The 15,144-nt window shown below is 57.7% G+C and carries 12 protein-coding genes; 6 read left to right on the plus strand and 6 right to left on the minus strand.

The features are described from left to right. Positions 1-378: 378 nt before the first annotated feature. The 6 genes from QNK41_RS09830 (at position 379) to QNK41_RS09855 (ending at position 11,003) form a co-directional block, all read left to right on the plus strand. The gene (locus QNK41_RS09830; RefSeq protein ID WP_319256233.1) at positions 379-954 is read left to right on the plus strand and encodes a response regulator; all 576 of its coding nucleotides are present in this window, start codon (positions 379-381) and stop codon (positions 952-954) included. Positions 955-1,097: 143 nt separating this feature from the next. Then, positions 1,098-1,976: a methylenetetrahydrofolate reductase gene (locus QNK41_RS09835; RefSeq protein WP_319256235.1), complete on the plus strand. Its 879-nt coding sequence runs from the start codon at positions 1,098-1,100 to the stop codon at positions 1,974-1,976. 361 nt (positions 1,977-2,337) lie between these two features. Further along, positions 2,338-3,624 (plus strand): (Fe-S)-binding protein, encoded by a 1,287-nt coding sequence (locus QNK41_RS09840; protein WP_319256237.1) that lies wholly within the window; start codon positions 2,338-2,340, stop codon positions 3,622-3,624. A 102-nt stretch (positions 3,625-3,726) separates the two neighbouring features. Continuing rightward, positions 3,727-8,163, plus strand: a complete 4,437-nt coding sequence (locus QNK41_RS09845; RefSeq protein WP_319256239.1) for an FAD-dependent oxidoreductase — start codon at positions 3,727-3,729, stop codon at positions 8,161-8,163. A 408-nt stretch (positions 8,164-8,571) separates the two neighbouring features. Then, a complete protein-coding gene (locus QNK41_RS09850) occupies positions 8,572-8,979 on the plus strand; it encodes a hydrogenase iron-sulfur subunit (RefSeq protein WP_319256241.1) in 408 nt (135 codons plus the stop codon). 191 nt (positions 8,980-9,170) lie between these two features. Further along, entirely contained in the window at positions 9,171-11,003 is a 1,833-nt protein-coding gene (locus tag QNK41_RS09855; protein WP_319256243.1) for a PAS domain S-box protein, read from the plus strand. A 48-nt stretch (positions 11,004-11,051) separates the two neighbouring features. Here QNK41_RS09855 and QNK41_RS09860 read toward each other — a convergent pair whose 3' ends face one another. From QNK41_RS09860 to QNK41_RS09885, 6 genes are all read right to left on the minus strand, one after another. Beyond that, positions 11,052-11,669 (minus strand): DUF2780 domain-containing protein, encoded by a 618-nt coding sequence (locus QNK41_RS09860; RefSeq protein ID WP_319256245.1) that lies wholly within the window; start codon positions 11,667-11,669, stop codon positions 11,052-11,054. Positions 11,670-12,236: 567 nt separating this feature from the next. Then, on the minus strand, positions 12,237-13,139 hold the full coding sequence (locus QNK41_RS09865; RefSeq protein WP_319256246.1) for a lysophospholipid acyltransferase family protein: 903 nt from the start codon (positions 13,137-13,139) through the stop codon (positions 12,237-12,239). Between the two features lie 116 nt (positions 13,140-13,255). Beyond that, entirely contained in the window at positions 13,256-14,008 is a 753-nt protein-coding gene (locus QNK41_RS09870) for a glycosyltransferase family 2 protein (protein ID WP_319256248.1), read from the minus strand. After that, the gene (locus QNK41_RS09875) at positions 14,005-14,421 is read right to left on the minus strand and encodes a hypothetical protein (protein ID WP_319256250.1); all 417 of its coding nucleotides are present in this window, start codon (positions 14,419-14,421) and stop codon (positions 14,005-14,007) included. Before QNK41_RS09875 ends, QNK41_RS09870 begins: the two co-directional genes overlap by 4 nt. Continuing rightward, complete coding sequence (locus tag QNK41_RS09880) at positions 14,411-14,713, minus strand: TRL domain-containing protein (RefSeq protein WP_319256252.1); 303 nt, start codon at positions 14,711-14,713, stop codon at positions 14,411-14,413. The genes QNK41_RS09875 and QNK41_RS09880 overlap by 11 nt, the downstream gene beginning before the upstream one ends. Before the next feature lie 162 nt (positions 14,714-14,875). Beyond that, a partial coding sequence (locus tag QNK41_RS09885) for a hypothetical protein (RefSeq protein WP_319256254.1) occupies positions 14,876-15,144 on the minus strand: 269 nt, incomplete at its 5' end.

Raw genomic sequence — 15,144 nt, forward strand, 5'->3', positions numbered from 1 at the left:
GAGCTGACTATCCTTTCAACCCTCAACCCCATGAAAAGCATGCCGTGGGCCTACCACCGTCGCTTCAGCCGCCTGCCCCAGGCGTTGGACGAGCCGCTTTGCCTGAAAGCATACCAGTCGTCCCGCCACATGCACCACCCGTGTTTCCATCCATATTGAGGACAAAAAGCCGATCCATTTTTTATGTAATTATTGTATTAACTATAATAACTATATTATTTATCCGGCTATAGGTTTAGCTATTTGTGTTATTATACTTTTTACATTTTTTTATTGACAACACGTGGAGGCCGTGTTTTAGATGACATAAGGCCGGTAACAGGAATCGTTTTACAGTCGCTTAAGAAACAACCACTCGATTGAAGGAGGGATTGGAAAATGGAGGATACACTCACCGTCTTCAAAGCCAGCAAGTTCTGCAATGTTTCCTCGAAAACCATCATAAACTGGATCGAGGCCGGCCATATCAAGGCCTACAAAACTGTTGGCGGGCATCGGCGCATCAAACGCAGCGACATGGAGACGTTCATGCGCGGCCAGGGCATCCCCATCCCGGATTCGGAGAGTGAGGATGAACGCAAGCGCATCCTCGTGGTGGATGACGATCCCATTATCGTGGAGACCATCGTACAGGCCCTGGAGGAGGACGAATTCGACTATGAGGTAATCAGCGCGTCGGACGGATTCGAGGCCGGGCTGCAGGTCAACCACTTCCACCCACACCTGATGATCCTGGACATCATGATGCCCGACATCAAGGGCAACGAAGTGTGCCGTAAGATCAAATCCAACGAGACCACCAAGGAAACCAAGATCATCGTTCTCTCCGCCTACCTGGATGAGGAGAAATTCAAGGAGATGAAGGGCCACGGCGCCGACATCTGCTTTTCCAAGCCACTCCCCCTGCCCCAACTCAAGAAGGAGGTTGCCCGACTGCTGGACCTCAAACAGTAGGCTGTAAGATAATTCATTTGGCAAGGATAGAGGGAGGAAGCCGTATTGTAATACTGCAACGACCGATAACGCAGTCCATATAAATTATCTTACAGCCGATAGCCATCCGAATCGCGTTTCGACCATTAATAAGGAGGCGTAGCATGAAACTCAAGGAAGCGCTGAAAAAAAAGAAATTTGTGGTCACCTCGGAAGTCCAGGCCCCCATGGGCGACGACGATCCCGAAGCGCTGGTCGACAATCTGAAACGGATCCGCGGCCGTATGGACGGCGTCTCGATCTCTGAGGTGGAACTGGAAGGTGTCGTTGGCGACAGCATCCGCACCTGCGAACTACTCAACCAGAACCGCTTCGACGCCATCTACCAGACCACCACCCGGGACAAGAACCGCATCCAACTCCAGAAAGACCTGACCAATGCCCACGAGTCCGGTGTGGAAAACCTGCTCGTGTTCACCGAGGACTATCGCATTTCCGGCGAGAGCCTGCAGGAAACCATGTTCTTCCATGTGGACTCGGGCAAGCTGGCATCAGTCCTGGAGCACTTGAAGGACGGACGAACGGTGGACGGCAAACAGCTGGAAAAAAAGGTCGAGTTCATCATGGGCTCGGGCGTTGAATCCCTCTGGGGCAAGAATGTGCCCAAACAGGGCATGCAGGAGATGGAGACCATGCGCGGGTTGGGCACCGGCTATTTTCTGACCACGCCCATCTTCGATCTGGATCAGTTCCAACGGTTCCTGCGCCAGGTCAAGACCTTCGATGTCCCTGTTATCGCCGAGGTGATGCTTCTCAGAAACGCCGCCATGGCCCGCTTCATTAATCGGCACTTCAAGGCCGGTCTGATACCGGACTGGGTCATCCAGAAGCTGGACAAGGCGCCCAACAAGCAGAAGGCCAGCATCGAGCTGTTCGCCGACACCATCAAGGGGCTGCGCGACATCTGCGATGGTGTCCACATCATCACCCTGGGCGGCATCGATAAGATCCAGCCCTACTTAGACGCGGCAAAAATCAGGTAGTGACTGTTCACAGATGGCAGCTGGCGACCCATATCCGCGTTCTCGTAAGATTGAAATCCTCGACGTAGCGCTGCTACGCCTCCGGTTCCAATCGTCCTGCGGCCTTGATCTGAGCCGCCATCCACCATCTGTGAATAGACCTTGGGAATTACCATATTCAACATTCGACGTTGGGCGTTCGATGTTCGACGTTCATCGTTTCAACCCGTCACGCAATGCCGCGCCTGCATGGCCGGCTGATGATAAGGCAATTCAGGGTTTAGGCTCAAGGATGCCGGCTGCTCGCTAAAGCCGCTAGTATCCGCGCCTTCAGCCTTCTACCTTCAACCTAACCACCTGAGTGGTCGAGGAGGTCCGTACCATGACATCACCCATCGAACTGGATGATCTGGAGTGTGAATTCAAGGAAGAGGTGTTGGACAAGGTGCCCGATGCCCTGCTGGACCGCTGCATGACCTGCGGCACCTGCACCGGCGGCTGTCCGGCATCGGGCCTGATGGACATGGACCCGCGCAAGCTCCTGCGCATGGTAAACCTGGGCATGGACGAGGAGGTCAAAAAATCCAAGTGGGCCTGGGTGTGCACCATGTGCGCCCGCTGCGTCAATGCCTGCCCCATGAAGATCAACATCCCCAAACTAGTCTACAACATGCGCGGCGCCTGGCCCCGGGACAAGCGCCCCAAGGGTATCCGCGGATCCTGCGACCAGCACATCCGGGCCGGCAACGCCATGGGCGTACCCACCGACGATTTCATCTGGACTGTGGAGGACGTGGCCGACGAGATCCGCGAGGACCAGCCCCAGTTCAAGGACATGCGGGTCACCGTGGATCGGGTGGGGGCCTATATGGCCATCAATCAGAATTCCCGGGAACCGGTTACCGAACCCGATGAAATGGGGCCCTTGTGGAAGATTCTGCACCTGGTGGATGCCGATTGGACCTACCCCTCGGTGATGTGGGCAGGAGAAAACTACTGCCTGTTTTTGGCCGACGAGGAGGGCTGGCGCTACATCATGGAGGAGTTCGTCGACCACGTCGACAACAACCTGGGGTGCAAGATGGTGGTCAACACCGAGTGAGGGCACTCTTATTTTGCGATCCTGGAAGGATTGCGCAAGTTCAACATCCCCCACAAATTTGAATTCACCAGCATCATTCAACTCTATGCCCAGTGGATCCGGGAGGGAAAGCTCAAGGTCAACTCAGACTGGAACCGGGACCTGAAGATCAAGTTCACGGTCCAGGACCCCTGCAACATCGTCAGGAAGACCCTGCGCGGGGAGATGGCCGACGAGCTGCGCTTCGTCATCAAAACCGTGGTTGGTGAAGAGAACTTCGTGGACATGGTCCCCTGCGGCGTCAACAACTACTGCTGCGGCGGCGGTGGCGGCGCCCTGCAGGGCGGTTTTACAGAAGAGCGGCGGGCCTACGGCAAAGTCAAGTTCGACCAGGTCATGGCCACCGGGGCCAAATATGTCATCGCCCCATGCCACAACTGCCACGCCCAGATCGAGGATATGGGCAGCCATTACGGCGGCCGCTACCACGTGCTGCACCTCTGGACCATCATGTGCCTGGCCATGGGCATCCTCGGCGAGAACGAACGCAGCTACCTGGGACCGGATCTGGCTAGTTACGGGCTGTAGGCGGAGGACGGAGGTCGGACAACAGAAGACACCATTCGGACATCTGACATCTGAATTTCGAATTGAGGAATTTTGGAATTGGGGAATTGGAGGAATAAGAATATGGAAAAACAAACAACGGGTTCGGTACTGGTCGTCGGCGGCGGCATTGCCGGCATACAGGCATCACTGGATCTGGCCGACTCCGGCTACCGGGTCATCCTGGCGGAACAGAGCTCGGCCATCGGTGGGGTCATGTCCCAACTGGACAAGACCTTCCCCACCAACGACTGCGCCATGTGCATCATTTCTCCCAAGCTGGTCGAAGCTGGCCGCCACCTCAACATCGACCTTTACACCATGACCGACGTGCAGTCGGTCGCCGGCGACGCGGGCAACTTCACCGCGACCCTGCGCCAACGGCCCCGCTTCATCGATATGGAACGCTGCACGGCATGCGGCGAATGCAGCAAGGTGTGCCCCGTCGACGTGTCCAACGACTTCGACCAGGGCCTGGCCAACCGCAAGGCCGCTTTCAAGCGCTATCCCCAGGCCATGCCCAGTGCCTATACCATCGAGAAAAAAGGCACGGCCCCCTGTAAGGCCGCCTGCCCGGCCAATCCCAGTTTCCAGGGCTGCATCGCCCTGATGGCCCAGGGCAAATACAAGGAAGCCTTCGAGCTGTTCCGCAGCGAGCACCCCTTCCCCGGCATCTGCGGCCGGATCTGTCACCACCCTTGCGAAACGGCATGCACACGAACCAAGGTGGATGCACCCGTCTCCATCATGGCGCTGCACCGGTTTCTAGCCGACTGGGCCAGGCAGAACGACGTCGCTTTCATCCCGGAAAAGAAGGCGGCCAGACCGGAAAAAGTAGCCGTGGTGGGCAGCGGACCGGCCGGCCTGGCCTGCGCCTATTTTCTGGCCATCGAGGGATTTGCGGTAACGGTCTTCGAAAAACACGAGACATTGGGCGGCATGCTGGCCCTGGGCATTCCGGCCTACCGCCTGCCCCGGGAGATCATCGACGACGAGATCGCCGTGCTGCGGGAGCTGGGTGTCGAATTCCAAACCGGCGTGGACCTGGGAACGGACACCACCATCGGCCAGCTGCGCGAGCAGGAATACAAGGCCTTTTTCATGGCCATCGGCTCCCTGGAGTGCAAAGTGCTGGGCATCGAGGGCGAAGAATATGAAGGCGTGTGGCCGGGAATGGACTATCTGCTGCGCACCAACCTGGGTGAACGGATCGACCTGGGCGACCGGGTGGCGGTCATCGGCGGCGGCAACGTGGCCATGGATTCGGTCAGAACCGCCCTGCGCAATGGATCTAAAAAGCCGTTCATCATCTATCGACGCAGCGAGGCTGAGATGCCGGCCAACGCCGAAGAGATCGAAGAGTGCCGGGAGGAGGGTGTCGAGATCATGACCCTGACCAACCCGGTGCGGGTGGCCGAAACGGACGGCCGGGTAACGGCCATCGAATGCATCCGCATGCAGCTGGGTGAGCCCGACGATTCCGGCCGGCGGCGCCCTGAGCCCGTCGCCGGCTCCGAATTTACCATCGAGGTGGACGCGGTGGTCCCGGCCATCGGACAGGAATCCGACTGGGCCTGCCTCACCGACGAATGCGCCTGCACCCTGAATGACTGGGGAACCATGAACGTGGACCCGGTGACCCTGCAGTCCGGCGATCCGGACATTTTTGCCGGCGGCGATGCGGTCACCGGCCCCAAAACCGTGGTCGAGGCCATTGCCGCGGGCAAGACCGCCGCTGAATCCATCCGACGCTACCTGGTGGGCGAGGATCTCAAGGCCGACCGGAACGCCGCACTGTTCCCGGTGGAAGACGTGGACCTCTCCACGGCAGTCCCCATCGCGCGCCAAGCCATGCCCATGGCCGAGCCCGACGGACGCAAAGCCACCTTCGACGAGGTCCAACTGGGCCTTGACGAAGCGGCGGTTCAGCGGGAGCTCCAGCGCTGCCTGGCCTGCGGGGTCTGCTCGGAGTGCTACCAGTGCGTCTCGGCCTGCCTGGCCGAAGCGGTGTGCCATGACATGACCGAACAGATCCATGAAATCAATGTGGGGGCGGTCATCCTGGCCCCCGGGTTCGCCCCCTTCGATCCGTCCATATACGAGACCTACAGCTATGCCGGCCACCCCAACGTAGTCACCAGCCTGGAGTTCGAGCGCATCCTCTCCGCCTCCGGCCCTTATGCGGGGCATTTGGTGCGGCCGTCGGACGACCGGGCGCCAAAAAAGATCGCCTGGCTGCAATGCGTGGGGTCCCGGGATCTCAATGCCTGCGACAACGGGTACTGCTCGTCGGTCTGCTGCATGTATGCCAACAAACAGGCGGTCATCGCCAAAGAGCACAGTGACGAAGAACTGGACACAGCCATCTTCTTCATGGACATGCGAACCTTCGGCAAGGATTTTGACAAGTACGCCAACCGGGCCCGGGAGGACCACGGGGTACGGCACATCCGCTCGCGCATCCACTCGGTGTTCCCTGACGAGGACGACCGGCTGCGCATCATCTATGCCACCGAGTCGGGCAACAACATAGAAGAGCACTTCGACATGGTGATCCTCTCCGTGGGCCTGGCCCCCAACCCCGACGCCGTATCCCTGGCCGGGCGGCTGGGTGTCGACCTAAACCACTACAACCACGCGCAGACCGATTGCCTGGCGCCGGTGAGCACCAACCGGGAGGGAATCTTCGTATGCGGGGCCTTCCAGGAGCCCAAGGACATTCCCCATTCGGTGATGGAAGCCTCGGCCTCCGCAGCCGCCGCCAGCAGCCTGCTCTCCGAGTCTCGCTGGACGCTTTCTCGCAAGCGTGAACTGCCACCGGAGCTGGACGTGTCCGACCAGGGACCACGCATCGGTGTCTTCGTATGCAACTGCGGCATCAACATCGGCGGTATCGCCGATGTGCCGGCGGTCCGCGACTATGCCGCCGACCTGCCCCACGTGGTCCACGTTGAGGACAACCTGTTCACCTGCAGCCAGGATTCCCAGGATCACATAAAAACCATCATCCGCGAAAAAGGCATCAACCGGGTGGTGGTGGCCTCCTGTTCCCCGCGCACCCACGAACCCCTGTTCCAGGAGACCATTCGCGACGCAGGCCTGAACAAGTACCTGTTCGAGATGGCCAACATCCGAGACCAGAACACCTGGGTGCACATGAGCGAACCGGCACGTGCCACCGCCAAGGCCAAGGATCTGGTGCGCATGGCCGTGGCCAAGGCCGCCCACATCGAGCCCCTGCACCAGGTGAGTCTGGCGATCACAAAGACCGCCCTGGTGGTGGGTGGCGGCGTGGCCGGCATGGAGGCGGCACTGGGTGTGGCCGACCAGGGATCGGAGGTGGTGCTGGTGGAAAAATCCACTGAGCTGGGCGGGGTGGCCAACCTGCTCAACGCCACCTGGCAGGGGCAACCCATCGCCCCCTACCTGGCCGACACCATCCAACGGGTAAACACCCACCCGCGCATCCGGCTGTTTACACACACGCGGGTAAAACGCACCACGGGCAGTATCGGCAATTTTTCCACTACACTGGCGTCGATGAACGGTGACCAGACGGAAACGCTGGTTGCCCACGGGGCCACCATCATCGCCACGGGCGGCGGTGAATACAAACCGGACCTGTATCTGTATGGTAGCCACCCCGATGTGCTCACCCACCTGGACATGGACACAGCGGTTGCCAGCAATGACAATCGCCTGATATTGGCCAAGAGCGTTGTCTTCATCCAGTGCGTGGGCTCCCGGGACGACAATCGTCCTTACTGCAGCAAAATCTGCTGCACACACAGCCTGAAAAGCGCCCTGGCCGTTAAGAAAATTAATCCCAAAAAAAAGGTGAGCATTCTCTACCGGGACATCCGTTCATACGGCTTCCGCGAGGATCTATACAAGGAGGCTCGGGATGCGGGTATCCTGTTCATCCGCTACGAACCGGAAAATCCGCCCAAGGTCTCCACCGACGCCGACAACCACCTGGTTCTCGACACGATCGACCACGTGCTGCGGTTGCCGGTGCGACTGAGGCCCGACCTGCTGGTGCTGGCCACCGGCGTGGTGCCCAATGCCAACCGCGAACTGTTCGAATTGTTCAAGGTACCGGTGAATGCCGACGGTTTCCTGGTGGAAGCCCATGCCAAGCTTCGGCCGGTGGAGTTCTCCTCCGAAGGCATCTACCTGGCCGGGCTGGCCCACTACCCCAAACCCTTGGAGGAGTGCATTTCCCAGGCCAAGGCAGCCGCCTCCCGGGCCATGACCCTGCTCTCCCGCGATGCCATCATGGTGGGCGGTGTGGTGGCCACGGTGGATTCAGGCAAGTGTGCCGCCTGCCTCACCTGTGTGCGGGCCTGTCCTTACGATATTCCCCAGGTGGATGAACACAGCCATGCGGTCATCGATCCGGCCGAATGCCATGGCTGCGGCACGTGCGTGGCCGAATGCCCGGGCAAGGCCATCACCCTGGCCCACTTTACCGACGGCCAGCTGATCGCCAAGATCGAGGCCCTGTTTATAGCGGCGTAGGACTGAAGACTGAAAACTGAAAACTGAAAACTGAAAACTGAAAACTGAAAACTGAAAACTGAAAACTGAAAAAACGCCCACGTATCAAATCAGGTGTCAAGGATAAAACCCATTTTAAGGTGCGCTTCGGTGGCTATAAAGAGCGGTTTCCAGCTGCGAAATATTATAGAAATCGTTGCAAGACGCCGCTCTTGCAGCAACCATCTTATGGTCTGACAGCCAATCGTACCCGTCCCGAAATGGTAGATTGCGGTTCAGATCAAGGCCGCAGGATTATTGGAACCGGAGGCGTAGCAGCGCTACGTCGAGGATCGCGCTGAAGCTTCACTACGTGCTCAATGACCCGAGAACGCAGATATGGTCCGCAAGAGACCATTTCTGGATGGGTACAAACTTTGGAGGGGAAACATGACGATTACCAAAGACCCGCAAATCCTCGCCTTCTGCTGCAAGTACTGCTCCTATGCGGCCGCCGACCTGGCCGGTTCCATGCGACTGGACTATCCGGCCAGTGTCAAAGTGGTTCAAGTGCCGTGCACGGGCCGCGTTGATGTGATCCATCTGCTCAAGGGCTTTGAGTCGGGTGCCGACGGCATATATGTGGCCGGGTGAATGGACGGAGAATGCCATTTCCTGGAAGGAAATCGAAGAACGCGCAAAAAAGTCGACATGGTGAGAAAAACCCTGGAAGAGATCGGCATCGACGGTTCACGGGTGCAGATGTTCAATCTCTCTTCGGCCATGGCTCCTGAATTCGCACGCATCGCCTGCGAGATGACCGAAACGGTGAAATCACTGGGACCGCTGGACGGATAACAAACCTGAACCGATGAACGTCGAACATCGAACGTCCAACTTCGAATTGTGAATAATGATTGTTGTCTTTTTTTAACCGGCAAAGCGAAGCGATTTCATCATTCGGCGTTCAGCGTTCGATGTTGGACGTTCGACGTTCAATACTTTTCTAAAATTGGGTTCAATCACAGTAATACATAAAGAGGTCACAAATGGACGTTACCCAGGCCCACGGACTGACCGGTGTTCTGGATGCCATGGCCGACGGCATCTACATCGTCAACGACGACTATGTGGTCGAATTCATGAACAAAGCCATGATCCGGGTGTTCGGCGACGGCGTGGGCAAGAAATGCCACGAGGTGATCAACCACACCGCCGCCCCCTGCCCCTGGTGCCGGGCCCCAGAAGTGTTCGAAAACCGGCGGAACACGCACGAAGAGGTCTATGTTCCCATGGTGGACAAGACCTACGACCTGCTGGAAATCCCTTTGCACAACACCGACGGCAGCATCTCCAAGCTGAGCCTATACCGCGACATCACCCACCGCAAGGATCAGGAATACCGGCTCAAGACCTCCCGCGAGAGCTTCCGCAGTCTCTTCGAACACATGGCTGCCGGTGTCTACATCAGCAGCAAGGAAGGCAAGTTTCTGGATGCCAACCCGGCCCTGCTGGATATGATGGGGTATGAAGACAGAAACGAGTTCCTTGACATGGACCTCGCCCGGGACATCTACCTCGAGGCCGACGATCGCGCCCGCTTCCAGCAGATGATCGAGAAAAACGGTCGCGTGGTCGATTACGAGGTAGATTTCCGCAAAAAGGACGGCACCCCCATTCCCGTTCTGCTCACCGCCCACGTGCGTTATGATCCCAAGGGCAACGTGCTGGGCTACGAGGGCATCTGCGTGGACCAGTCTCAGCGAAAAAAAATGGAAAAGGAGCTGAAAAAGGCTCATGATTTTCTCAACAACATCATCCAGAGTTCTCCCAACGCGATCATGGGAACGGACATGAAGGGCAACATCATCATCTGGAACCAGGGAGCCGAAGAGACATTGGGGTATCAGGCCTCGGAGACGATCGGCGGAATGAACGTGCGCGACCTGTATCCCGGGGACATGGCGCGCCAGGTGATGCGCATGATGCGAAGCGATGACTATGGCGGTAAGGGCAAACTGCGCTCCTATCCCATGACGTTCAAGGGCAAATATGGGCGTCCCGTGGAGGGCAACCTGTCAGCCAACATCATCTATGATGAGGCAGGTCGGGAAATTGCTTCGGTGGGTATATTTGTGGATCTGGAAGAGCAGTTGAAGATGGAGCGCAAGCTCCACAATACCCAGGAGCAGCTTCTGCAATCGGAAAAGCTGGCCGCCATGGGCCGGCTCACCTCCCAGATCGCCCACGAGCTCAACAACCCGCTCTACGGGATCATGAACACCCTGGAATTGATGAAAACCGAAATTCCGGTAGGCAACAAAAGACGTAAACTGCTGGAGATGTCTCTGTCGGAAACCGTGCGCGTGACGGACATGCTGCGCAAGATGCTTTCCTTCTCCAAACCGGACCAGGAGGAGAGGGCGCCGGTGGACATCAATACCATTCTGGACGAAATCCTCCTTTTATATGAAAAGCAACTCTGGGAGCACTCGATTAAAATGGTGCACAGCTTCGCCGACAAGCTCGGTTTGGTCCATGCCTCCAAGAACCAACTCCGCCAGGTCTTTTTGAACCTGATTTCCAACGCCCGCGATGCCATGCCCGATGGCGGCCGCCTCACCGTGGCCACCGAAGGGGACGACTACTTCGTTCACATCACCATTGCAGACGATGGCGCAGGTATCAAGGAAGAGTACCTGGATCTGATTTTCGAAACCTTCTTCACCACCAAAACCGACAGCGTCAAGGGTGTCGGATTAGGCCTGTCAGTCTGTTACGGCTTCATCAAAGACCATGGCGGGGACATCAAGGTGGAAAGCCAGCTGGGGGAAGGCACGACCTTCAGCATCTCCCTGCCGGTCCACCGGCAAAGTGACTGAACAAGCATCCACTGTCGTTAAACTGCGTGGCAATAGATGGCGTCGGGCCTACTGAAGCGCCATTTTCAATAAGCCGGCAATCTCATCTCCTCCCTGGGCTTGCGCGTATTCCAAAACGATGGGGATAAACTTTCCTACCATATCACCGTTCAATCCCAGCTTGGAAAACGAACCGGCCAAATCAGCCAGTGATGCCATGCCCCCGCCACCTTTGCTCAACATCGAGGATAATCCGCCAAGGGTCCCCGATCCCGTGTCGGCTGCAGGGGCGGCAGTGATGAGCGACCCCACTTCAGGCATGGCACCGGAAACCTTGGCAAAATCTTCAGCGCTCATTTGCTGGGCAGCTGAATTGAAAATAGCGCCGGCACCCCCTTCGGCCTGTTGATCGGTCACCCCAAGATTTTTAGTCAAGAGTCCCACCAAATCCATCTCAAGAGCAAAAACTTGAGACTTCAAACCGGCTGTGACGGAACAGATCGTTAACAGGATTGTAGTCATAAGAATACGTTTAATCATAATTTCCCCCTCAATGACTCGATCTTCGTAATATATTTTAACACGGGCTTCAACAAGCCGCTGCCGGCTGGGGGATTGCAGAAAAAATCCTGCGGAAGCTCCCCTCCTCTGCCGAGCCAGCTCTGAGCCTAACGTTTCTGAAACCATGAGGCTGCATCCTGTCCTCACTTTCCCGGCCCAGGAAAATCTGTATCTTAGAATTATACCGGCCTGCCAAATTACAAGAAAGGCGGGCTCTTTTTAGAACCTATCTCAAAAATAAGGATCAGGGTTCAGGGCAAGGCATGCAACGGCGAAAAAGCGCAGCATACAGGTAGTATGTGAGCATTTTGAGCCGTTTCATAACGCCGCCATGGGCACTCAGACTATTTTTGAGATAGGTTATACCCAAACTGAGCGATGCACCTTTCTCGAAGAAGGTCGATTGTTAACGATCACGGTTGGGTACTATCGATTGTTGTATTCAAAAGGTGAAACCCATTGGGTTTGCCGATCTCACCCCATCTTCGGCGTTAGATATCGCCGCGCATAGTCCACTATAGCGCGACGACATCTGCCTTGAATCTGCGGCAAGCTCGACAATCGCTCAGCTTGGGTTAAAGAGAGCGCCAAAAGAAGGACAGCGATCCACATCCATAAGCCAATGGGCATGTTGACTGGTCCGCTGTTCTTCAGACCCGGTTGTTGCTGCATGATCCCCGCCCCGGCAGCCCACTACCGTTCATCGTCCAGAAACGGCTCGAAATGGTGCCACTGAAAAGGATGGCGCCGGACGGCAGCTTCCAGCAAATCGGCATACTGCTGGGCGGCGCGGGCCATGGCCGATTCACGCTGACTGGGGTCGGCTGCCGGCACGACGATGGGCGGCGAGGCGGAAAAGCGATAGTGGCATCTGCGGGCACGCAAGGCGAAAAAAACATATATGGGGGCACCGGCGGCCATTGCCAGAACATAAGGCGCCGCAGGCAGGTGGACCGTCTGCCCCAGAAATCGGACCGCAATGGTTCGCTGGTCCGTGCGCCATGCCCGATCCCCGGTGATGGATACCAGCCCGCCGTCGCGGAGAAACCGGATGCCTTCGACAACGTCGTAAGGAGACCCGCCGGCATCATCCACACCGACGATGTGGATATCGCTCCCGCGGACGGTCTGCTTCTGCAGGCTTTCAATCTGCTCTTTCTGTTTGACGCCCATGTAGAGCATCAGCCGCAGGTCCGGGAGCGACTTTTTGAGCAGCCTGGCCGCCACCTCCCAGTTGCCCATGTGGGACATGAGCAGAATGCCGCCCCGGTGCCCCATGGCATCCCGCAGGCGCTCCCACCCATCGAAGTCGCTGGTGATTTTCACCGGATCCGAGAGCAACAAGCGATCCCGGAACACATGGGTGAAATCCAGAAACTGGCGGAAGGTGCACCAGCGGTGATAAGCACGGTTTTTCTCGGGGAAAAGGTTCCGGTAAAAGCGCATGCCCACCGCCACCCGTTTGGGAAACAGAATAAAATACCCGGCAGCGATGCCACCCGCAATCAAGCTGAAGAACCACGGCCCCAGCCATCGGGTCAACAGGGACATGATTCGGTAGAAACGGACGTAAGCGTTCACAAGTTCTGGGTTCACCGTTCTGGGTATGCTTTAAGTCGTCATTCCTTGTTCGTGATTCGATAATTGTCGGTCAGACAGCTTAAAATGCCAATTTGATGAAAAGCACTTTTGGAACATCGCGCTATCGGAACCTATTTGGTCTTCCGCCCGATGGACCACAGGGCCGGGGTAAAGACCCGGCGGGTGATCAGTCGGCTGAAGGCTCCGAAATTGCGCATGAAATCGACGAATGGATGAAAATGGGAGATGCGTGGCAACGCGGATCCGTAGTGGGCGGAAATCGTCGCCTCCCTCACCGGTATCCCCTGCCAGGCCGCTCTTGCCAGCACCTCCACTTCGAACTGGTATCGTCTGGCGACGACCCCCAGATCCAACGTCTCCGGCAGCGGGTAAATTCGGAATCCGCTCTGGGAGTCGGCCAGCTTCGGCCCGCCGGACACACGCACCCAGAAGTTGGAAAAGTGGCGACCCTGGCGACTGGTCCACGGCGCGTCGGCCATTTCCCGCCGTCCCACCACGATGACCCGCCGGTTTGCGGGAATGGCCGCCATCAGCTTCAGGGTCTCGACGGGGTCGTGCTGGCCGTCGGCATCGATGGTGACGGCATAGTCGGCAACTTCAGCTGCTGCGCGCATGCCGGTGACCAGGGCAGCACCTTTTCCCCGATTGTGCGGGTGGACCGACAGGTGGACGCCTGAAACGGATCTCAACCGCGCTGCCGTATCGTCGGTGGAACCGTCATCCACCACGAAGATCGGATATCCCAGCGACATCGCCTGACGCGCCACCGCGGCGACCCGGCCGCCATGGTTGTAGGTGGGAATAATCACGGCAAAGCGAAGTTCTCCGAACCGTTTTTCAGCAGATGCGGGATCGATCATCATGGGTCCGTGGTTGTCCGGTCTTCGTTCCGTTCAGGGCCGCCGGCGGTCTCCCCGTATAAAATAACACGCTGGGTCTTCCAGATGCCCAGTATGCTGAACACCTCCTGATCGGCAAAGTAAAGAGGATCCACACCGTTTTGCCGGGCGATGTCGCCAATGGCATTGGAGCTCACCCGGGCATAGATGCCCAGACCTGAAATTGGCTCCTTGATCTCGATGATACGATCGGAAACGGGCAGATCCGCCGGCAGCGGGGTCGACTTCAGGTCCCGTGTCAACGGCATTTTGACGTTGGTGTACACGATGCCCACCAGCGGACCTGTGCCACAGCCGGCCAGACTCACCATCGCGGCCACCGCCAGCATAAACCAGGCCATCGTCGAACGGCCCGTCATGGTCGGGTCAGTCGCCATAGACCACCACCCGCCAGCGGGTATAAAGACCAAAAAGGACGTTGAACACTTCCTGATCCGAATGCCGCAGGGTGGTAATGCCGCCGTTGGCCGCTGCGGCGGCATAGCTGGCATCGCCCCAGGCAAACAGCCACAGGACGCTGCGGGCCTCGGCCACGCCGGTCTTATCGCCCAGGGTGGTCCGGTCCAGATCCACATCCAGGGGTGATTTCACATTCACATAGGCGCACCCGGAAAGGAGCATCAGACCGGCAGCCACCATCAGCACCACTATCATTCGGGCATATTTCATAGGTAGCCCCCTTGATAATTTTCTTCCACATCAGTGTCTATTCAAAATTGGTGGCTTGTGGTTCAGGCCAAGGCCAAAGCGTTTGTGCAACCACAGGCGTAGCAGCGCTACGTCGAGGATTGCGCAAGCGCGAGAACGCCGGCCTGGGCCTCAAGATGCCAATTATGGATGGGCACCATTAAGATCGGGGCAATACGCCACCCCCCACGTCCCCGGCCCCATGTGGGCGCCGGAAGTCAAGGAAAGGCGGCTCACCGCAATCGACGCCTGCGGGAATTGAAGCTGGAGTGCAGGCCCAATGGCTTTCCGAACCCGCTTCTCGTTGTCGGAAAACTGCAACAGGATCGTCAACCGGTCGTCTGGCGAAAACCGCTGTTTCAGATATCCCAGTGTAAAGGGAAGCTGATCGGCGGCCTTTCTGACCGTGCCCA

This window comes from Desulfosarcina sp., assembly GCF_033791525.1.
Classification (GTDB): domain Bacteria; phylum Desulfobacterota; class Desulfobacteria; order Desulfobacterales; family Desulfosarcinaceae; genus Desulfosarcina.